The organism is Anaerococcus sp. Marseille-Q7828, assembly GCF_949769285.1.
Lineage (GTDB): Bacteria > Bacillota > Clostridia > Tissierellales > Peptoniphilaceae > Anaerococcus.
Genome location: NZ_OX458331.1, coordinates 1,112,890 through 1,133,612, shown reverse-complemented (window position 1 = coordinate 1,133,612; position 20,723 = coordinate 1,112,890). Strand labels below are relative to the sequence as shown.

The window sequence follows — 20,723 nt, the reverse complement described above, 5'->3', positions numbered from 1 at the left end:
TCTATTCTCTCTCTTTTTCGACTATTTGGTAAGCTTCCATCTCATCGCCAACTTTGATGTCGTTAAATCTATTTAGTCCAATACCGCCCTCATAGCCTGAAGCAAGTTCTTTGGCATCGTCTTTAAATCTCTTCATAGAAGTGATATCACCATCAAAGATTACTATGTTGTCGCGTAGTAGTCTGATTTTTGCAGATCTTGGTATAGATCCATTTGTAACCATAACACCAGCTATTGTACCAACTGATGGCACTCTAAAGGTATCACGTACTTCTGCACGGCCTAGAACTTCTTCTACAAATTCTGGGTCAAGCATACCTTTGATAGCTTTCTCTACATCTTCTATAGCTTCATAGATTACGCTATATGTTCTAATTTCAATGTTATTATCCTTGGCTCTTTCCATTGCTCCTTGGGTTGGACGAACGTTAAAGCCTATGATAATAGCATTTGATGCTTGAGCTAGTAGTACGTCAGATTCAGTAATACCACCAACTGCACCAGCTACAACTGAAACTTTTACTTCTTCATTTGATAGCTTGATTAGTGATTGGCTAACTGCATCTACAGTTCCTCTAACATCTGTTTTTACAATGATATTTAAGTCTTTTAGCTCGCCTTCTGATGCTTCGCCTGATATGTCTTCAAGGCTAGCACCTTTGGCCATAAGTCTTTCTTCTCTTTTTTGTTCTTCAGCTTTTGCTGCATAGGCTCTGGCTGTCTTTTCATCTTCTACAGCAAATAGCTTATCACCAGCTTCTGCCACGTCTGATAAACCAAGGATTTGTACTGGAATAGATGGACCAGCTTCTTTGATAGCTTCTCCCTTGGAGTTAAACATTGCACGGATTCTACCAGATGCAGAACCAGTTAGGACATTGTCCCCTTCGTGAAGAGTTCCCTTTTGTACTAGGACAGTTGCTACTGGACCTCTTGCCTTGTCAAGTTGAGCTTCAATGATTAGACCAACTGCAGCTCTATTTGGATTTGCCTTTAGTTCTTTCATCTCTGCAACAAGTAGTACCATTTCGAGAAGTTCGTCAATGTTATGACCTGTTTTTGCAGAAACATCAACTGTGATTGTATCTCCACCCCAATCTTCGGCAACTAGACCGTATTGCATAAGTTCTTGTTTTACTCTGTTTGGATCAGCTGTTTCTTTATCAACCTTGTTTACTGCTACAACTATTGGAATATCAGCAGCCTTAGCGTGGTTGATTGCTTCTACTGTTTGAGGCATAACCCCATCATCTGCAGCAACTACAAGAATTGCAATATCAGTTGATTGTGCCCCTCTCATTCTCATTTCTGTGAAGGCTTCGTGTCCTGGGGTATCTAGGAAGGTAATCATTCTACCATCAAGGTCAACAGAGTATGCACCTATGTGTTGGGTTATACCACCTGCTTCTCCACGGGTTACATGTGTATCTCTGATTGAATCTAGGATAGAAGTCTTACCATGGTCAACGTGTCCCATTACTGAAACTACTGGAGCACGTGTGATTAGATCTTCGTCATTGTCTTCATAGTCTAAGTCTAGAGATTGCTCTTCTATAGCAGAATATTCTTGTTCAAGAGTGATTTCTTTGCCAAAATCTATGGCAATAAGTTCAGCTTGATCAAATTCTATTGGATCATTTAGACCAGCCATAACTCCAAGTTGGATTAGTTTGCCTATAACTACATTAGGATTTTCTCCGATTTTTTCTGCAAATGCTCCAACATTTATAACTTCTGGAATTTCGATTTTTGAATTTGCTTCTTCTTTGGTATTTGTAGCTTGGTTATTTGCCTTCGGTCCCTTTGACTTTTTATTTTTTTTCTTTCTGTTCTTCTTCGTTTTGTTTGCTACAAAATCTTCGTTGTTGTAGCTTTTAGCTTGGTCAGATTTCTTTTGGCTTTTATTTTTATTTGATTTAGAAAATTTCTCTTTTTTCGCTACATTTTCGTCATCGTATAAATCATCTATATCATTATTTCTTATTTGGCTATGTTTACTCATATTTGGTTTTTTATCTAAAGAATTCTCTTCTACTTTCTTTTGATTATTCTTTTCTGTATTATTTTTTTTGTCTGTTTTTTCTTTTTTATCTTCTTCAAAATACTCATTTATAAGAATTAGGTCATCTCCACTTACATTTGACATGTGGGACTTGATTGCTAGACCAAATTCATCATTTAGAAATTCAACCATTTCTTTTGCTGGCATATTGTGTTTCTTTGCTAGTTCATATACTCTCATTTTATCAGCCATTTATAACACCTCATTTTAATTCATAAGCTTCTAACTCCTCATAAAGTTTGTCATCAATTTTTTGTTTGAATACTCGATTAAGCTTATTGTTCTTCCTAACGTCCTTAAGGCAGGCTTCGTTTTTACAAATGTATGCCCCACGACCGTTAAGTTTTCCAGTTTCATCTATCACAACGCCTAGGTCTTTGTTATTTACAATCCTAAGCAAGTCGTTTTTATCATAAAGATTACCACAAACTATACATTTCCTTTGGGGAATCTTCTTTGCTTTTGCCATTTTATTTTTCATCCTCTGACAAATCTTCTTGATCAATTAATTCATGATCTTCATCTGATGGTTCTTCAATTTGATCATCATCAAGATTAGCAAGGCTTTCTTCGCTAGCTTCTTCTAAATCTTCACCTGCTAAAGCTTCTTCCTTACTTTCGCTAGACTCTTCTTCATCATCTACTAGACCAAGTATCTGGTCTATATCTTCTTGGCTCATTGTATCGAAATCTTCTTTTGACTTGATATCTATCTTCCAGCTTGTAAGCCTTGCTGCAAGTCTTGCGTTTTGACCTTCTTTACCAATGGCAAGGGATAGTTGGTAGTCATTTACTACAACTAGTGATTGCTTCTTCTTCTCATTTATCAAAACATCAACTATATCAGCTGGTGATAAAGCATTTGATATGAATACTTTTATATCCTTATCATAGTTAATAATGTCAATTTTTTCGTTTTGAAGTTCATCAACTATAGAATTTACCCTAACTCCCTTGTAACCTATACAAGCTCCGACTGCATCAATTGCATCATCGTTAGAAAAAACTGCTATTTTAGTTCTAGAACCAGCCTCACGGGCTATAGAATATATTTCTATAGTTCCATCATTTATCTCTGGAACTTCTAGTTCAAAAAGTCTTTTAACTAAATTCTCACTTGCTCTAGATAAGATAATTTGTGGTTCTTTTGATGAACTTTTAACATCCTTAATAAGGAATTTCATTCTTTCGTTAGGAATGTATTTCTCACTTGCCACTTGTTCTTTTAGTGGAACTACTCCTTCGATTTTATCTAGATTAATATATACATTGTACTTATCTTCTCTTTGGATAGTTCCAGTTATCATTTCATTTTCGCGGTCCAAATATTCTCCGTAAACAGAGTCCCTTTGGGCATCTCTGATTTTTTGGATTACAATATTTCTAGCAGTTTGAGCTGCAACGCGTCCAAAATTTTTTGGTGCGATTTTTATCCTTGCAACATCACCAATGCCAAGTTCTTTATCAATTTCATTTGCTTCCTTCAATGAGATTTCGTTGACATTGTCATTTACTTCATCAACTACAGTCCTAAGGGCAAAGACCTCGATATTTCCTGTCTCCTTGTCAACTACAACATCGACATTTTCTGCATTGTCGTAGTTTTTTTGATAGCTTTTGATCAAAGCTTTTTCAAGTGCTTCAAGGATAACACCCTTATCAATATTTTTATCCTTTTCTAGCTCATCCAAGGCTAGCATAAATTCTTCATTCATAATTTCCCCTTAAAATACAATCTCTATATTGATTTTTTTAATATCCTCTCTATTTACTGAAACTTTCTCTTCTTTTTTATCTTTCTCCACTCTAAAAACAAGGTCATCTTCATTTATTTCTTCAATATGTCCAAGGAAGAAGTCTCCTGTTTTTAACTTAACTTTCAAAAGTTCCTGGTAATTTCTAATCAGATCTCTGTCAGTTTTCAAAGGTCTAGATAAGTCTTGGCTTGAAACCTCCAGATAATACTGACCCTTTATTAGGTCAAGTTCATCAAGCTTTTCGTCCAAGAAATTACTAACTTTCTCACAATCATCTACTGCTATTCCATCTTCATCATAGATATAAAAGGTAAGCATCCTGCCTTCTTTAGTAGTTCTAAAGTCAATGTCTACCAGTTCATATCCCAGATTTTCAATATCTTCTTCAAAGGTTTGTTTAAGTGTTGTTATTAAATCCATCTTATTATCCATCCTTTGCTCCATACAATACAAAAGAGCGGAAATCCTCCCACCCTTTTACTAAAAATAACTATACTCTTTTCATTCATTTATTCAATTTTTATTATCATTAAAAAGAGATCTTTTAAACACTCAAATAAAACATTTTCCTATTGCTTTTTTTTGTGAAAGGATTTATAATTAAGGTGAAAATAATAGAGACTAAGGAGGTTTATATGCTATTATTTTTTGTAGGACTTATTATACTATTTGGAGGCGGTTACCTATATTCAGGTTATGTTGAAAAACAACTTGAAATTGGTGATAATCCAACACCAGCAATAAAAAAAGCTGATGGTATCGATTTCGTTGTAATGCCTAGATGGAAAAACTGGCTTGTTAACTTGTTAAATATCGCTGGAACCGGCCCAATCTTAGGACCTATCCAAGGTATTTTATTTGGACCAATTGCATTTCTAGCTATCCCAATCGGTTGCGTGCTTGCAGGAGCAACTCACGACTTCGTAATGGGTACTATTTCAATGAGAAATGGTGGAGCTCAAATGCCAAGAGTAATTGGTAAGTACATAGGAAATAATATTCGTAAAATTTATAACATAGTAATGGGAGTGCTTTTACTTCTAGTAGGAGCTGTATTTGTTTACACACCTGGCGACTTAATTGCAAACGATATCTTAAATATTGACCCAGCTTCTAACCAAGTATTTATTATCTATGCTATAATATTCCTTTATTACCTACTATCTACAGTACTACCTATTGACCAATTAATAGGAAGAATCTATCCAATCTTTGGTGCATTCCTTATTATATCAGCAGTTGGTATATTTATAGGTCTATTTATGAATGGTAACTTACAACACCTAAGTATGCCAAACCAAAGCGGCTTACTATATGAACACCCAACAGGACAAAAATTCATCCCTGCATTCTTTGTAACGGTAGCCTGCGGTATACTCTCCGGCTTCCATGCTACTCAATCAACTCTTATTTCAAGAACAATTGGTAGCGAAAGAGAAAACAGACAAGTATTCTACTCAGGAATGATTTGTGAAGGTTTCATAGCTATGATTTGGGCAGCAGGTGCAATGGTACTATTCTCACAAAATACAGCACTTGATACACCAGCTACATTAATGGTAGGTGAAGTTTCTAGATACTTCATGGGCAAAGTTGGTGGTGTAATCGCAGTTATCGGTGTTATAGCACTTCCTATAACAACAGGCGATACAGCATTTAGATCACTTAGATTAATCGTTGCTGAAGAACTTAACTTAGATCAAAAAGCAGCAGGAAAGAGATTAGGACTTTCTGTTCTTCTATTCATACCAGCAATTTTACTACTAGTATGGGCTAAATCAGACGCAAATGGCTTTAACATGATTTGGAGATACTTCGGTTTTATGAACCAATTAGTTGGTATTTTCGCTCTAGCAGCTGCAACAAGCTACTTGATGAACAAGGGCAAAAATTACTTAATCGTATTTATACCTGGCCTATTCTATACATTTATAGTATCATCATTTATCCTATACGATCCAAAGGTAGGATTTGGAGTAAGCTATCCTATAGCACTAATCATTGGTTTAGTACTAACAGCAGCTTATGGCTACGGTACACTTCATGCAAGTAAGAAAAATAAAGATAGAATAGCTCATATAATCCTTGAGTAATTTAATAATTTAGAGGCCCTAGTGGCCTCTTTTTGTTTAAAATATAAAAGGAGGATAATATGAAAGTTGTATATACAGATAGTGCAAAAGAATTAATCAAAGATAAAAAAATTGAAAATGTATATATAAAACCAGTCCTAACTGGCAGCAGATGTTGTGGCATCCGAGGTGTAAGAATTGATATTAAAAGTCATGTAAAAGATGACAAGGAATATATCAAGGATTATTTTGATGGGATAAATACAAATTATCACCCAGCTATAAACCAGTTTTTAAAAAGTTCACCAGAAATAATAATAACAGCTGTTGGCATTGGTAATATGAAAACATTAGTTTCTCAAACAGAATTTTCGTCAGTTAAACTTGACTAATTTTATAGTGGAGCTGTTGCATAATAGTAGATAGATATAATCTATTATTTGTAATAGCTCCATCTTTTTTATTGACTAACTTCATCTATCCCATCAAATAGACTTATTTCTTCACCCTTATTATTAATAACTCAATAATTTTAAAGTTATACTTGTAATTATTCTAGTATGACATTTGTCAATACTATATACATCATAGTAAATTAAACTTGCTTATTATTCTACTTTGCTAAAAAACTTGCAATTTTTTTATTTAATGTTTATAATTTAATAGTCATTATAATTAATACATAATTAGGAGGTATTATATGGCGTTATTTTTAATAGGTTTAGTCATCCTTCTAGTTGGTGGATTTTTCTACTCAAAATACGTAGAAAATCAACTAGGTATAGATGATAGAGAAACCCCAGCTGTTAGCAAGGCTGACGGCATCGATTTTGTTGCTATGCCAAAATGGAAAAACTGGCTAATAAACTTACTAAACATAGCTGGTACTGGCCCAATCTTAGGACCAATACAAGGCATATTATTTGGACCAATAGCATTTATAGCTATCCCTCTTGGATGCGTATTTGCTGGAGCAGTACACGATTTTCTTGTAGGTAGTATTTCTATGAGAAATGGAGGAGCTCAAGTTCCAAAACTAGTTGGTAAATATTTAGGAAATGGTACTCGTAAATTTTATAATATAGTTATCGCAGTACTATTGCTTCTTACAGGAACTGTATTTGTTTACACACCTGGAGATTTGATTGCTAATGACCTTATGAGTGTTGCCGAGGGTTCAAACGCAATATGGGTAATCTATGCAATTATTTTCTTATATTACATACTTTCAACAGTATTACCAATTGACCAACTAATCGGTAGAGTTTATCCATTATTTGGTGCATTTTTAATTGTATCTGCTATAGGAGTTTTAATTGGTGTTCTTACTAAAGGTGCTGGACACTTATCTTTCCAAGGAGCTGGCCTACTTGCTGATCACCCAACAGGACAAAAATTCATCCCATCATTTTTCATAACTGTAGCTTGTGGTATACTTTCTGGTTTCCACGGGTCTCAAGTAACCCTTGTTTCAAGAACAGTAGCTTCTGAAAGAGAAAACAGAGCAACATTCTACTCAACAATGATTGCAGAAGGCTTTATAGCTATGATCTGGGCTGCTGGTGCTATAGTTTTATTATCACAAGGAATTGTTCCAATGGATACACGTGCAACCCTTATGGTTGGTGAAATCTCAAGATTTTTCATGGGAAAAGTCGGTGGTTTATTAGCTATTATAGGTGTAATAGCACTTCCAATTACATCTGGAGATACAGCGTTTAGATCACTTAGACTTATTGTAGCTGAAGAATTAAATATAGATCAAAAAGTACCAGCAAAGAGAATTGGAGTTGCCGCAGTATTATTTGTTCCTGCAATATTCTTACTTTACTGGGCAAAATCAAATCCAAATGGCTTTAATATGCTTTGGAGATACTTCGGATTTACAAACCAATTAGTAGCACTATTTGCTCTAGCAATGGCAACAAGTTTCTTACTAAACAGCGGCAAAAACTATCGTATAGCTCTAATTCCTGGAATATTCTATACATTTATAGTATTTTCATTTATCCTATACGATCCAGCAGTAGGTTTTGGTATGAACTACAATCTAGCACTTATAATTGGTGCGGTAATTGCAATAGCTTACACATACTTTGTAGTAAATAAATCAAAGAAAAACAAAGACAGAATTAGGGCTATTACATTGCAATAATAATTTTAGGGGGCTTTGCCCCCTATTTTTAAAAGGACTTATATAATGAAATTTGTATATAATAAAAAAGCACAGGACTATATAAAAAGAAAAAATATAGATAAGATATTTATCAGAGAAGATATAGAATCATCCATTGGTTGCTGTTCTATCTCTACCATAAAGCTAAACATTTCTACTAAAGGCGGCAATGAAGAAAATTACAAAAAAGAAGAATCTGATTTAGTCACAACCTACTATGACCCTAGATTAGAAGCACTTTTGATTAATTGCCCACAAGTAGTTATTTCAGTTTTTGGTTTTAGAAATAAAAAATCATTTTTTACAAAAACAGAATTTAGTCCACTTAACTCATAAAAAATGCCCTAACTATTGGAAATCCAATGTAGGGCATTTTGTTATTATGTTTTTACTATTCCATGATGCTTTTAGACATATTCATATAGCATCTTACAATTATTATGATTCTATCTTTTTTTAGACATTAGAACATTCCATCAAATAGACTTATTTGATTTTCTTCGCCCATATTATCTATGATTCCAAAATTCTTTAGTGAATCCATGGCGTTTTTGTTTATGGAAGTCCTAGAATTTAAATCTTCAACTGATATAAATTCGCCTTTTTCACGTTCATTTACTATATCTATGGCCATAGCCTCTGAAACATTGTCTACTGAGCTAAGTGGTGGCAATATGTAGCCTTCTTTTTCACTTAGGATAAACTTTGTTGCTTCAGATTTATATAAATCGGCCTTATCAATCATAATATCCCTGGCATACATCTCTTCAGCTACTTCCAAAACTTTTCTTATGTTCTCATCGCGAGCCGTGAGATCATATCTTTCTTGGTAGGATTTAAGAGCCATTTGTATAGATTCTAGACCATTAATGATAATTGAGTAGACAAAATCATTGACTTTGGTATTAAAATATGTGGCATAAAAGGCTCTTGGATAATAAACCTTGTAGTAGGCTATACGATAACTCATCAAGCAATATGCTACAGCGTGAGCCTTCGGGAATAGGTATTTTATCTTTAGGCAAGATTCTATATACCATTCTGGAACTCCATTTTCTCTCATATAGGCCAATTGTTCTTCTGAAAGTGACCTTCCCTTTCTTACAATTTCCATGATTTGGAAAGACTTTTTCTTATCAAGTCCTTTTTGAATTAGTGAGTTCATGATATCATCACGAGTTGATATAATCTCATCAAATCCAGCAGTTTTTGCTGCAATTATGTCACGAGCATTGTTGTTCCATACGTCTGTTCCGTGGGATAGGCCTGATATCCTAGTCATTTCAGAAAACTTGGTTGGAAATGTTTCTTTTAACATGCCTCGCACAAAGTTAGTTCCAAATTCTGGTATCCCAAGAGTACCTATCTCGTTATTGGAAAAGTCGTGCTTGATATTAAGCGGCTCAGTATTTGAGAATATCTTCATAACTTCTGGATCGCCCATTTTTATCTTAAGGGGATCAGTTCCTGTCAGATCTTGGAGGGCACGGATGATAGATGGAACATCATGGCCAAGCAAGTCAAGTTTTAGCAAAGTTTCATGCATCATATTGTAGGTAAAGTGGGTTGTCTTGATGTCATCTTTTGGATCATCTGCTGGATATTGGATTGGGGTTATGTCAAATATTTCTATGTCATTTGGCACAACTATCAGTCCACCCGGGTGCTGACCTGTGGTCCTCTTAACATCCTTAAGACCCCTTTGAAGTTTTCTAATCTGGGCATTGGTGAATGTTTCATTGTACTCTTCGCTGTATTTTTTGATGTAACCAAAAGCCGTGTTATCTTGGATAGCACCTATGGTTCCAGCACGAAATACCTTGCCCTCACCAAAAAGTTCTTCGGTATATTTGTGGATTGTAGGTTGGTATTCTCCCGCAAAATTTAGGTCTATATCTGGTTCCTTGTCTCCCTCAAAGCCTAGGAAAACTTCAAATGGTATGTTGTGACCATCTTTATTCATAGGACTTCCACAGATTGGACAATCCTTATCTGGATAGTCAATACCTGCCCCTAGCCTATCTTCTTCAAAAAATTCGCTATGCTTACACTTTGGACATACATAATGAGGGGAAAGGGGGTTTACTTCTGTTATATCTGCCATTGTAGCTGCAAATGATGATCCTACTGATCCTCTTGATCCTACAAGGTATCCATCTCTGTTTGACTTTCCTACAAGCTCCTTGGCTATGATATATAAAACTGCATAGCCATTTGAAATTATGGAATTTAGCTCACGATTTAGTCTATCTTCCACAATCTGTGGCAAAGGGTCTCCATATATTGACTTAGCTTTTGTAAAACAAGCATCTCTGAGTTTTTCATCAGATCCTTCAATTTTTGGTGGGAAAGTTCCAGGAGGAATCGGTCTTATATCTTCGATTTGTTCTGCAACGAGCTTTGGATTTTTGATTACAAGCTCTTCGGCCAAATTCCTATCTAGGTAAGAAAATCCATCCAGCATCTCCTTCGTAGTCCTTAGATAATAAAGTGGTCTATTCTCGTGGTATCTGAAATATTGGCCCTTGTGGAGGATATTTCTCAAGATATAATCGCTTGGTTTAAGATATCTCACTCCGCCTGTTGCAACAGCTAGCTTATCATTTTCTTTGGCAAGGTTTATTATCCTTGTATTAATCTCTTTTACTTGGTCAAAACTTCTTATCTTGCCATTGTTAACTTCATCCGCAAAAATTTCAAGAGGTTCTACTTGGAGGAAATCGAAAAGTTCTAGGGCACTATCAACCTTACTTTGTGGATATCCATTTAAAAGATAGTTAAATAGTAGTCCTCCATGGCCACCGCTTCCCACAAGCAAACCTTCCTTGTATTGCTTGAGCAGGGAAATAGGAGTTTTGCCCTCGTTGGCAAAATTTTCCATCCTTGATTTTGAAATTAGCTTGTATAGATTTTTAAGACCAACTTGGTCTTTGGCAAATACTATGGCAGAAAATGTTTCAAACTTCGCCTTTGGATAATGTGTGGTAAGCTTATTGATATTAGATAAATCAACGTCTTGTTCCATTATCATATCAAACATTTTTATGAAAATTTGAGCAGTTGCTCTAGCATCGTCACTCGCCCTATGGTGGTTAAAGGCTGGTATATTTAACTTTCTAGCTATTTTATCAAGAGAAAACCTACCCATATCGTCAAATAAGGCACGAGCCATAGGTAGGGTATCCATGTAAATCGGAGAAAAGTCATAGCCTAGATTTCTTGCATTTTCCCTTACAAAGCCAATATCAAAGTCAGAGTTTTGTCCAACTAATATGGCATCTCCTGCAAAATCTAGAAATCTTGGTAAAACCTCATCAATTTTATCCTTATCCATAACCATTTCATTGGTAATTCCTGTTAACTCTATGACCTTGTCTGGAATGAGCTTTTCTGGATTTACTAACTCATTAAAGATTTCTGTAATCTCACCATTAACTACTCTTACAGCGCCAATTTCTGTGATTTTATCAGCAAATCTAGAAAGCCCTGTAGTTTCCAAGTCAAAGACTACAAATTCCTGGTCCTTTATATCCTTAATTTTAGGAACAGGGTTTTCAGATAGATTAGTAAGTATTCTTAGCTCATCTTCTACTAGCAAAAGCTCAGCGCCTGGTAGCATCTTTTTGCCAGTTTTACTTATAGCTTCGTAAAGATCAGGCAAGCCTTGAAGGGTAGCTGTGTCTGTGATGCCAATTGCATCCCAATTCCAATCATTTAAAACTCTTACAATATCAGCATTGTCCACAAAGCCATCTAAGTTTGTCATCTTGCTGTGAACTTCTAGCTCAATGCGTTTGTCTATAGCAGTGTCTATTTTTTTGGAAATTGTAGCAGGAATTACTGAATTGGCTGTAAAAACCTCATCGTGGGCGTAGTCATCGTAATTTAGTACTCCCTCTACTTGAATTGCTATGCCGTTTTTAAGATCAGCAAGCTTAGGATTAGTCTTTTCAGATGCAAATATTTTGCAAGCTATGGCATCACTTTCATCTTCTAAGTCAAAGGTATATATAAAGTAATTGTTTTTTGTTTGGAAGACATCTAGGCTGTAGACAGTTCCTATAAGGGAAACTCTTAGGCCTTTTTTGGAATAAATTTCTGAAATAGGAATCACATCTTCCCTAATCTTCCTACCAAAATTTAAACCGTCAACTGGCTCTTCTTGCTTTTTTTCCTCTTTCTTGCTGTTATCAATAGCATGGCTTATGCGAGCCTTAAGCTCTTCTTCCTTTTTCTTTAGGATATCATCACAAGAATCACTCTCACTATCCTCTTCATTCTCTACTAGAGTCTCAGGAACTTCACTTTCTAAGTCCTGATCTTCTATGACCTCTACTTCGTTAATAGTTTCTGTAATATCATTGCCAGCAGAATCTTCTTCCACAGCTGGAGATAATTTTATAAATTCAATTGTGAGTGTCACATAAGAAAAATACTCGTCTAAGGATGACCTTATCTTTTCATCAAGGTGATCGAGGTTCGATTCTATGGTTAATTTTAGCTCATTATTTTCTTTAAAATATATGGCATTTGTTATAGTATATTCATTTTCTTTGATTTCTACGAACTTACTTAAATCAATTTTCATTTAGATGGCTTTCTTTTAAAACTTCCAAAAGTGTATCCACTATTTCTTCTTCTTTTACCTTTTTGATTGTCTTTCCATCTTTAAATAGGAATCCCATGCCATTTGCTGCAGAAATCCCATAGTCAGCTTCCTTAGATTCGCCAGGTCCATTTACAGGACATCCCATGATTGCAACCTTGGCATTTACTCCTATTCCTGCTGATTTTTCCTCTACTTCTGCGACAATCTTTTCCAAATCTACTGTTGTTCTTGAACAAGTTGGGCATGAAACAATGTCAAGGCCATCGCGGCGTAGGTTTAGTGCCTTTAGAATTGTCTTTGCGGCCTTTACTTCTTCTACAGGATCTCCAGTTATAGAAACTCTGATAGTGTCTCCTATCCCATCTTTAAGCAAAGATCCTATGCCGATTGATGATTTGACGAGGGCTTGGTACAAAGGACCAGCCTCAGTTACACCAAGGTGAAGTGGATAGTCAACAAGGTCTGATAGCTTCCTATAGGCATCAATCATGGTATTAACATCAGAAGATTTGACAGATATTTTCATATTATAAAAATCCATATCTTCTAGGATTTTTATCTCTGACATGGCGCTTGCCACAAGAGAATCAGCATTAACTCCTCCAAATTTATCCACAATTTCTCTGGAAATAGAGCCAGAGTTTACGCCAATTCTTATAGGAATATCTTTTTTCTTGCAAGCTTCGACAATCTCACGAACCTTATCCTCACTACCAATATTACCTGGATTGTATCTTAGGCAGTCACAGTCATTTTCTACAGCAGCAAGGGCTAGCTCGTAGTCAAATTGTATGTCTGCCACAAAAGGCAGATTGGTTCTCTTCTTAATCTCAGGGATTGCTTTTGCATCATCCATATCATTTACAGCTGATCTAGATATGTCACAGCCTGCCTCTTCTAGGGCGTTGATTTGCCTTACTACAGCATCTATGTCGCTAGTCTTTTCTGTTGTCATTGATTGGATAGAAATAGGAGAGTCACCTCCAATTGCAACTTCTCCCACATAAATTTTTCTAGTATTTTTTCTCATTACATCTCCTTAAAAAAGTGTAAATATATCTTTTATTGTGACTATTAATATCAAGGATAAGAGTATTATGAATCCTGCAATAGTCACCTTTTCTTCTATTTTCTTGTTGACCCTTTTTTTTGTAATCATCTCATAGAGATTGGTAAATATTTTTGATCCATCAAGGGCTGGAAATGGAATCAAATTGAAAACTGCAAGGTTTACGCTGATGTATGACAAGAAGTATAGGACATTCATCACTCCATTTTGAGCTTGATTGCCAATTTCCTTTACTACGCCAACTGGTCCACTTAGGGCTCCAAAGGAAAGTTTGCCCGTAAATAGATTGCCCAAAACAGTAAAAATAAGTTTAATATTTCGACCTGTTTCTTTAAAACCCAGTCCAATAGCTTCCAAAAATCCCACATCGCGCATCTTGGCAGTTACACCAATATAGGCCATATCATCTTGAAATGATGGGATGATATCAAAGGACTTCTCTTCATTATCTCTTCTAACCTTAACAGTCACTGGCTTATCTTTTGGATTAGTCTCATAGAAACTTGTAAGATTCTTTGAAATATCAGTAAAATCGTTAATTTCCCTATCTCCAACACTCAAAATCTCATCATCCAAGATAATTCCAGCTTCTTTTGCCTTTGAATCGTCAGTAAAGCCACCAACAGAATTTGTAGCAGTTCCACTGTTAAAGGCAACTATGGTAAACACAATAACTGCAAGTATCAGATTCATAAGAGGCCCTGCGAGAATTGTCAAAAACCTCTTGTAAGCAGGTGCGTTGTCGTAACTTCTTGGATCATTTGACTCGTCGTCTTCCCCTTCCATAGCGCAATATCCACCAATTGGTAGAAGCCTTAGAGAATACTTTGTTTCTCCCTTCTGATTTGAGACTATCTCTGGTCCCATACCTACGGCAAATTCATTTACTTTTATGCCGGATAATTTTGCCACTATAAAATGTCCAAACTCGTGGATTGTTACCAGAAGTAAGAACATGACAATGGCTATAATAATTGTTCCCATTTACTCTCCTTACATGATGGAAAAAAGATAAAGGATTGGGGCAATAAATATCATAGAATCAAATCTATCTACAATTCCCCCATGGCCTGGGATTATATTGCCAAAATCTTTTATTCCCGTTTTTCTCTTAATAAAACTTGCCACCAAATCCCCAATTTGGGATAAGATAGCTCCAAATACTGAAAAAATTATAACATAAGATGTGTTAATACCAACTAAATAATATTTATGGTAAATCAAATTTAAAACCAAAGCTCCAATTATACCACCTATACATCCTTCGATAGTCTTTTTGGGACTAATGTGAGCTATTGATTTGATCTTACTCCTACCTATAGTAGAACCTACTAGGTAAGCAAAGGTATCAGATCCCCAGGCTGTGATATATAAAGGCCAAATATAATTTATGTCCCTGATTCTAATAATAGTTCCCATCAAAGTAGGGATATACATAAGGATAAAAATCCCAATACTAATTGTATAAAAAGACACATCTTCCTTAAAAATCATATAAATTAGTAGTGCTATGACAGAAAAAATAATTGCTAGAATGAAGGCATCTTTATCTTGCCAGTATGCAGCCCCCATTATGGCTAAATCACAAATATATAATAAAGTTTTTGGAAGTTTTATATTAATATTGGCAAAAGCTTCCGTAATCTCCCTTATAGCTATAAGGGAAAATATTGTAAATCCAATACTTAGTGATAAGTGGCCCAAATATGTTATGGCAAATATCACAAGTAGGATTATAGCTCCACCATAAGTTCTCTTTAGCAAATTCATTTGACATCTCCAAATCGGCGGTTACGTCTAGAATATTCTTCTATAGCCTTATCAAAGTCCTCATAAGAAAAATCTGGCCATAGCTTATCAGTAAAATATAGCTCGCTATAGGCAATTTGATAAATCAAAAAATTTGATATTCTAAGCTCACCACCAGGTCTAATCAATAAATCTGGGTCTGGTATATCTTTAGTATATAAATTTTCAGAAATGAGCTTTTCATCTATATCTTCTGCCTTGTATCCTTGGCTAATAATACTTTTAAAAGCATGGACTAGCTCGTTCCTACCACCGTAGTTTAAAGCAATATTTATAAACAGAGATTTATTATCCTTTGTTCTATCAAGTGCCAATTCGACTGCCTTTCTAGTTTGGTCAGGAATAGCGGACAAATCTCCCAAAAAGTTCAACTTACAATCTTCTTCCATAAGCTGATCAATTTTATCATTTACAAACTTAATAAGAAGTTTCATCAAATAGTCAACTTCTTTTTTTGGTCTTTTCCAATTTTCGGTAGAAAATGCATATAGGGTCAAATATTTTACTCCACGTTTTTTGGCGTGGATAGCTATATCGACTACATTTTCTGCTCCATTTTTGTGGCCAAAAGTCCTTGGCATATTTCTTTTTTGAGCCCAACGTCCGTTCCCATCAAGTATTATAGCAACGTGACTTGGTGTTTTTATATCTTCCATAGTTCCCTCTTCATAAAGTCTAGAAGTATTATACCGTTTTTAAAGATAAGACACTTAAATATTACTCGTTAGATTTATAACTAATAACTTTACTATCTGTTTTTTTATGCTATAATTTATATAGCTTATTTAAAGGCAGGATACTTAACTGATCCTAGCAAAATAAAAGCTAAGTTAGTGAACAAAGAAAGAACGGTATCAATATGAACCGTATCAGGAGGTAAAAATGAAAAAAGAAAAACTAACGAGCAAAAAACTTGTTACAGCTGCCATTCTCGGTGCTATAACAGTAGTACTTTCCCTTACACCACTAGGGCTAATACCACTTGGCCTAATAAATGCTACAACCATGCATATTCCAGTAATCATTGCAGCCATTGTAGAAGGACCACTAGTAGGCGCACTGGTAGGTTTGATATTTGGTATATCATCCCTAGCCAATGCTATCATTAGACCTAATCCGGTATCTTTTGTATTCTACAACCCACTTATATCAATAGTCCCAAGGATACTTATAGGCATTACTTCTTACTATGCTTACAATGCTCTTAAAGGCAAAGATGAAAAAACATTAAAAGTACTAACAAAAGTATTGTGGACACTAATCTTACTAGGACTTGTTTTTCTACTCTATAGAAACATCAAAACTGGTGCATCAAAACTAAACATAGTATTGGTTGTAATTCTACTTTTAATTACAATTGGTCTATTAATCTATTCACAAAAAACACCAACCTTAGACTTTCCAGTAGCCATAGGTGCCTTTGTCGGATCAATGACTAATACCATACTTGTCCTAGGCGGCATATATGTAATCTATGCTGAAAAATACGTAAAAGCAGTAAATATTCCACTAGAAAGTGCCAAATCTACAATCCTTGGAGTATCAATCACATCAGGAATTCCAGAAGCAATACTTTCTGTCATACTAGCAACATCAGTAGTAAAAGCTGTAAAGAATACGAGAAGGTAAAATGTTACTTGCAATTGACATAGAAAACAAAATTACAAATGTAGGAATATTTGAAAATAAAAAGCTAATAGGTAATTTTGAAATAACAACTGACAAAAATAAATCGATAGATGAGATTTACCTCATCCTAAAGCTAATGCTAATGGATAAGGAAATAAAATTTTCTGATATTGATCATGTAATAATTTCTACAGTTGTTCCAGAATTATTAGAAAGCTATAGCAAAATTTCACAAAAAATTACTAATAAAAATCCAATAATAATTTCTCCTGGAGTAAAGACAGGAATAAATATAAAATGTGAGAATCCAAAAGAAGTCGGCACAGATAGAATAATCAGAGCTGTTGGAGCGAGTGATTTCTATGATAAAAACATCATAATTATATCAGCTTCAACTATCACAACTATTGATTATATAAATGACAAAAAAGAATTCTTAGGTGGAGTGATTCTCCCTGGAATTGACCTTTTTGAAAAAGCTCTACACCAAGAAAGCGCCAAACTTCCCCAAGTAGAAATTCTAAGACCAAATAAAATTCTTGGAAACAATACAACAAAATCAATCCAAAGCGGGATTTTCCACGCCTATCAAAATGCTTGCTGGGGGATTATAGAGAATATAATTGATGAACGCAAATTAAAAAATGAAAAACCTGAAATAATTATTACAGGCAAATATGCAAACTTTTTGGCAAATGATTCGTCAAAACAAATACCATCACTAGGACTTATAGGACTAGGCAAAGTGTTTGAAATTAACAAAGAAAAATAATAGAAACAACCCCCTCAGCTTATATATGTCTGAGGGGATTGCTATTCTAATAATTTATATCTGGTCATACATTACAGAAATTATCTCTTCTAAGCTAGTTGTACCGTCCATTACCTTGTCTAAACCATTAGCTATCATGGATTTGAACTTATTTTCTTTGGCGTATTTATTTAGACTTACTAGGTCAATCTTTCCATTTCTGATTAGGTCCCTGAATTTATCGTCTATTACAAATACTTCTTCACATGCTTCTCTGCCCTTGTAACCGTCGTTACAATGTGGGCATCCATTTGGTCTATAAATGCTTGCGTCTCTATCAATATCGACAAATCTCTTTGCTAGCTCGTATTCACTATCGGTCATCTTATCTTCTATTTTGCAATCACAAAGTTTTCTTACTAGTCTTTGGCTGGCTACTGCATTTATAGCTGATGACAGCAGATAATTTTCTATGCCCAAATCTTTTAGCCTTATTATTGAGGATAAAGCGTTATTGGTATGGAGAGTTGTGAGGACCAAATGCCCTGTTATTGCTGCTCTTATTGCAATTTGAGCTGTTTCATAGTCTCTGATTTCTCCCACCATGATTATATCCGGATCTTGCCTTAGTATGGACCTTAGGGCCTTGGCAAAGGAAAAGTCGATTTTTTCGTTGATATTTATTTGATTGATTCCCTCAATATTGTATTCCACAGGATCTTCGACTGTAATTATATTATCTCTTTCAGAATTTAGGCTATTTAGCAAAGAATACAAGGAAGTAGACTTTCCAGAACCTGTTGGTCCAGAGAATATAATCATGCCAGATTTATTTTTCATGGCTTCATACAAAATTTCTTTGGAGTTGTCTGAAAAACCAAGCAAGTTAGCTTTTTTCTCATATTCACTTGTCGAAAGTATACGGATTACAAGCTTTTCTCCATTAATAGTGCCGATACTAGACACTCTAAAATCAACATTTTCAAAGCCAGGAAGTTTTAGGCTCTCATCTTGGGGTCTCCTGTGCTCGCTTATATCCATTTTTGATAAAAGTTTTATTTTTGAAACTAGTTTTTCATAATTATCTCTATTTATATGCAAGATTTCACTAAGTTTCCCATCTATTCTAAGCCTTATCCTGGCGTATGTTTCCTCACCTTCTATGTGTATATCACTTGCCTTGTGATATATGGCATAGTCTAGGAGGTCATATACAAATTTATCTATATTCGAATTTATTTCTCTTTGATCAAGCATTTTATACCGTCCAATATTTATCATCAAGTGCCCTATATCTCACTGCTTCTAGGACGTGTTTTTGTTCTATTTCTAAGCTTCCATCAAGGTCAGCTATAGTCCTTGCCATTTTCAAGATTTTGTTGAAGCTTCTTACTGAAAAATTGTATTTATTAAAGGCAAGTTGAGCAACTTTCTCTACTTCTGGATTAAGTTTGATATATTTTTTCATCTGATTGGTAGAAAGTTCAGAATTTGATCTTATTTTTTCATTTTTGTAGCGCTCATCTTGGATTACTCTTGCCTTGGCAACTTCTGCCTTAAGCTCTGCTGATGATTTTGATGGAGACTTATCTTTCAAGTCCTCATATTTAACCGGAGCAATCTCTATGTGAATATCGATTCTATCCAAAATAGGTGCAGAGATCTTGTTTAGGTACCTACGTATTTCATTTTGTGTGCAAGTACACTCTTTAAGAGGATTGCCGTAGTTACCACATGGACATGGGTTCATAGCTGCAATTAATATGAAATCCGATGGGTATTTTAGGGAAGCTTGAGCTCTTGAAATATTAATCTCACGATTTTCAAGGGGTTCCCTCAAGGCTTCTATGGTCTTTTTGTTAAATTCTGGGAATTCATCCAAGAACAAAACTCCCCTATGAGCCAAGGATATTTCTCCTGGTTTTGGTATAGAGTGCCCTCCACCAATAAGTGCTACCTCACTTGCGCTATGGTGGGGTGACCTAAATGGTCTTTCATTTACCAACTGACCCTTATCCAAAAGTCCCATTATAGAATATATCTTGGTTACTTCTACCTTTTCATCAAAATTCATATCCGGCAGAATGGTTGGAAGGTGCTTGGCAGAGAAAGTTTTTCCAGATCCTGGTGGGCCAATCATTAGTACATTGTGACCACCTGCAGCTGCTATTTGCAAGGCACGTTTTAGACTCTCTTGACCCTTTATGTCAGAAAAATCTAGGTCATAAGTCACTTGGTTATCTATTTTATGTAAATCTAATTGGTAGGGCTTTACTTCCTTTTCCTTATTTAAAAAGCTTACTATATCGTTTAGATTATCAAAAGGCAAAATATCCACATCGTTTATAATAGCACATTCGTCCTTATTTTCTTCTGCTATTATAAATTTTTTGTATCCCAGCTCACGCATAGAAATAATCATGGCTAGAGCACCTCTTATAGGAACAATTTTGCCTGCAAGGGACAATTCTCCCAAGAATACATAATCGTCATAAAGATATGTAATGACTCCCATTGAGGATAAAAGGGAGATTGCTATTGGTAAGTCAAGTTGAGTTCCTTCTTTTTTTAGATCAGCTGGAGATAAGTTTACTGTTATCCTACCAGGTGGGAAATTATAGCCTGAGTTTAGTATTGCTACCCTCACCCTCTCCTTGGATTCTTTGATTGATGAGTCCGGCAAGCCAACTATTAGAAAGTTTGGCAAACCCGTTGTTATATCACTTTCTACTTCTATTGCTTTTCCATTAAGTCCCAAGAGGGAACAAGTTATAGTTTTTGAATACATA

The 20,723-nt window shown here is 35.2% G+C and carries 16 protein-coding genes and 1 pseudogene; 6 read left to right on the top strand and 11 right to left on the bottom strand.

The window, feature by feature from the left end:
- Nucleotide 1 precedes the first annotated feature (1 nt).
- Genes infB through rimP form a run of 4 tightly spaced genes read right to left on the bottom strand, consistent with a single transcriptional unit; the run spans nt 2 to nt 4,239 of the window.
- A complete protein-coding gene (gene infB / locus QNH69_RS05280; protein ID WP_282929523.1) occupies nt 2-2,254 on the bottom strand; it encodes a translation initiation factor IF-2 in 2,253 nt (750 codons plus the stop codon).
- Nucleotides 2,255-2,264: 10 nt separating this feature from the next.
- Nucleotides 2,265-2,531 (bottom strand): YlxR family protein, encoded by a 267-nt coding sequence (locus QNH69_RS05275; protein ID WP_044566344.1) that lies wholly within the window; start codon nt 2,529-2,531, stop codon nt 2,265-2,267.
- Nucleotide 2,532: 1 nt separating this feature from the next.
- Nucleotides 2,533-3,777, bottom strand: coding sequence for a transcription termination factor NusA (gene nusA / locus QNH69_RS05270; protein ID WP_282929522.1), 1,245 nt, complete (start codon nt 3,775-3,777; stop codon nt 2,533-2,535).
- 9 nt (nt 3,778-3,786) lie between these two features.
- Complete coding sequence (rimP, locus tag QNH69_RS05265; protein ID WP_282930191.1) at nt 3,787-4,239, bottom strand: ribosome maturation factor RimP; 453 nt, start codon at nt 4,237-4,239, stop codon at nt 3,787-3,789.
- 215 nt (nt 4,240-4,454) lie between these two features.
- Between rimP and QNH69_RS05260 the strand changes: the two genes are divergently transcribed.
- The 4 genes from QNH69_RS05260 (at nt 4,455) to QNH69_RS05245 (ending at nt 8,403) form a co-directional block, all read left to right on the top strand.
- Nucleotides 4,455-5,912: a carbon starvation CstA family protein gene (locus QNH69_RS05260; protein WP_282929521.1), complete on the top strand. Its 1,458-nt coding sequence runs from the start codon at nt 4,455-4,457 to the stop codon at nt 5,910-5,912.
- Nucleotides 5,913-5,971: 59 nt separating this feature from the next.
- A complete protein-coding gene (locus QNH69_RS05255; protein WP_282929520.1) occupies nt 5,972-6,283 on the top strand; it encodes a hypothetical protein in 312 nt (103 codons plus the stop codon).
- Nucleotides 6,284-6,591: 308 nt separating this feature from the next.
- Entirely contained in the window at nt 6,592-8,046 is a 1,455-nt protein-coding gene (locus QNH69_RS05250) for a carbon starvation CstA family protein (protein ID WP_282929519.1), read from the top strand.
- A gap of 45 nt (nt 8,047-8,091) precedes the next feature.
- Nucleotides 8,092-8,403: a hypothetical protein gene (locus QNH69_RS05245; RefSeq protein WP_282929518.1), complete on the top strand. Its 312-nt coding sequence runs from the start codon at nt 8,092-8,094 to the stop codon at nt 8,401-8,403.
- A gap of 127 nt (nt 8,404-8,530) precedes the next feature.
- Here QNH69_RS05245 and QNH69_RS05240 read toward each other — a convergent pair whose 3' ends face one another.
- From QNH69_RS05240 to QNH69_RS05220, 5 genes are read right to left on the bottom strand one after another with little or no spacing between them, the layout of a single operon-like run.
- On the bottom strand, nt 8,531-12,655 hold the full coding sequence (locus QNH69_RS05240; protein ID WP_282929517.1) for a PolC-type DNA polymerase III: 4,125 nt from the start codon (nt 12,653-12,655) through the stop codon (nt 8,531-8,533).
- The gene (gene ispG / locus QNH69_RS05235) at nt 12,645-13,706 is read right to left on the bottom strand and encodes a flavodoxin-dependent (E)-4-hydroxy-3-methylbut-2-enyl-diphosphate synthase (protein WP_282929516.1); all 1,062 of its coding nucleotides are present in this window, start codon (nt 13,704-13,706) and stop codon (nt 12,645-12,647) included. The genes QNH69_RS05240 and ispG overlap by 11 nt, the downstream gene beginning before the upstream one ends.
- 9 nt (nt 13,707-13,715) lie before the next feature.
- Nucleotides 13,716-14,729 (bottom strand): M50 family metallopeptidase, encoded by a 1,014-nt coding sequence (locus QNH69_RS05230; RefSeq protein WP_282929515.1) that lies wholly within the window; start codon nt 14,727-14,729, stop codon nt 13,716-13,718.
- Between the two features lie 9 nt (nt 14,730-14,738).
- Nucleotides 14,739-15,515: a phosphatidate cytidylyltransferase gene (locus QNH69_RS05225; protein WP_282929514.1), complete on the bottom strand. Its 777-nt coding sequence runs from the start codon at nt 15,513-15,515 to the stop codon at nt 14,739-14,741.
- The gene (locus QNH69_RS05220) at nt 15,512-16,210 is read right to left on the bottom strand and encodes an isoprenyl transferase (protein WP_282929513.1); all 699 of its coding nucleotides are present in this window, start codon (nt 16,208-16,210) and stop codon (nt 15,512-15,514) included. Before QNH69_RS05220 ends, QNH69_RS05225 begins: the two co-directional genes overlap by 4 nt.
- A gap of 223 nt (nt 16,211-16,433) precedes the next feature.
- Here QNH69_RS05220 and QNH69_RS05215 point away from each other — a divergent pair.
- Together QNH69_RS05215 and QNH69_RS05210 are read left to right on the top strand one after the other, a co-directional pair.
- A pseudogene (locus tag QNH69_RS05215) lies at nt 16,434-17,183 on the top strand (ECF transporter S component); the annotation flags it as partial.
- Between the two features lies 1 nt (nt 17,184).
- Nucleotides 17,185-17,955 (top strand): type III pantothenate kinase, encoded by a 771-nt coding sequence (locus QNH69_RS05210; RefSeq protein WP_282929511.1) that lies wholly within the window; start codon nt 17,185-17,187, stop codon nt 17,953-17,955.
- Nucleotides 17,956-18,009: 54 nt separating this feature from the next.
- On the opposite strand, the gene QNH69_RS05205 is transcribed toward QNH69_RS05210, so the two are convergent.
- Both QNH69_RS05205 and QNH69_RS05200 read right to left on the bottom strand, forming a co-directional pair.
- Complete coding sequence (locus QNH69_RS05205; RefSeq protein ID WP_282929510.1) at nt 18,010-19,191, bottom strand: GspE/PulE family protein; 1,182 nt, start codon at nt 19,189-19,191, stop codon at nt 18,010-18,012.
- Between the two features lies 1 nt (nt 19,192).
- A complete protein-coding gene (locus QNH69_RS05200; protein ID WP_282929509.1) occupies nt 19,193-20,722 on the bottom strand; it encodes a YifB family Mg chelatase-like AAA ATPase in 1,530 nt (509 codons plus the stop codon).
- Between the last annotated feature and the right edge of the window lies 1 nt (nt 20,723).

Bases quoted from the DNA above. Each gene is read 5' to 3' on its own strand.
- infB (WP_282929523.1), bottom strand. From the start codon at position 2,254: ATGGCTGATAAAATGAGAGTATATGAACTAGCAAAGAAACACAATATG.
- QNH69_RS05275 (WP_044566344.1), bottom strand. From the start codon at position 2,531: ATGGCAAAAGCAAAGAAGATTCCCCAAAGGAAATGTATAGTTTGTGGT.
- nusA (WP_282929522.1), bottom strand. From the start codon at position 3,777: ATGAATGAAGAATTTATGCTAGCCTTGGATGAGCTAGAAAAGGATAAA.
- rimP (WP_282930191.1), bottom strand. From the start codon at position 4,239: ATGGATTTAATAACAACACTTAAACAAACCTTTGAAGAAGATATTGAA.
- QNH69_RS05260 (WP_282929521.1), top strand. From the start codon at position 4,455: ATGCTATTATTTTTTGTAGGACTTATTATACTATTTGGAGGCGGTTAC.
- QNH69_RS05255 (WP_282929520.1), top strand. From the start codon at position 5,972: ATGAAAGTTGTATATACAGATAGTGCAAAAGAATTAATCAAAGATAAA.
- QNH69_RS05250 (WP_282929519.1), top strand. From the start codon at position 6,592: ATGGCGTTATTTTTAATAGGTTTAGTCATCCTTCTAGTTGGTGGATTT.
- QNH69_RS05245 (WP_282929518.1), top strand. From the start codon at position 8,092: ATGAAATTTGTATATAATAAAAAAGCACAGGACTATATAAAAAGAAAA.
- QNH69_RS05240 (WP_282929517.1), bottom strand. From the start codon at position 12,655: ATGAAAATTGATTTAAGTAAGTTCGTAGAAATCAAAGAAAATGAATAT.
- ispG (WP_282929516.1), bottom strand. From the start codon at position 13,706: ATGAGAAAAAATACTAGAAAAATTTATGTGGGAGAAGTTGCAATTGGA.
- QNH69_RS05230 (WP_282929515.1), bottom strand. From the start codon at position 14,729: ATGGGAACAATTATTATAGCCATTGTCATGTTCTTACTTCTGGTAACA.
- QNH69_RS05225 (WP_282929514.1), bottom strand. From the start codon at position 15,515: ATGAATTTGCTAAAGAGAACTTATGGTGGAGCTATAATCCTACTTGTG.
- QNH69_RS05220 (WP_282929513.1), bottom strand. From the start codon at position 16,210: ATGGAAGATATAAAAACACCAAGTCACGTTGCTATAATACTTGATGGG.
- QNH69_RS05210 (WP_282929511.1), top strand. From the start codon at position 17,185: ATGTTACTTGCAATTGACATAGAAAACAAAATTACAAATGTAGGAATA.
- QNH69_RS05205 (WP_282929510.1), bottom strand. From the start codon at position 19,191: ATGCTTGATCAAAGAGAAATAAATTCGAATATAGATAAATTTGTATAT.
- QNH69_RS05200 (WP_282929509.1), bottom strand. From the start codon at position 20,722: ATGTATTCAAAAACTATAACTTGTTCCCTCTTGGGACTTAATGGAAAA.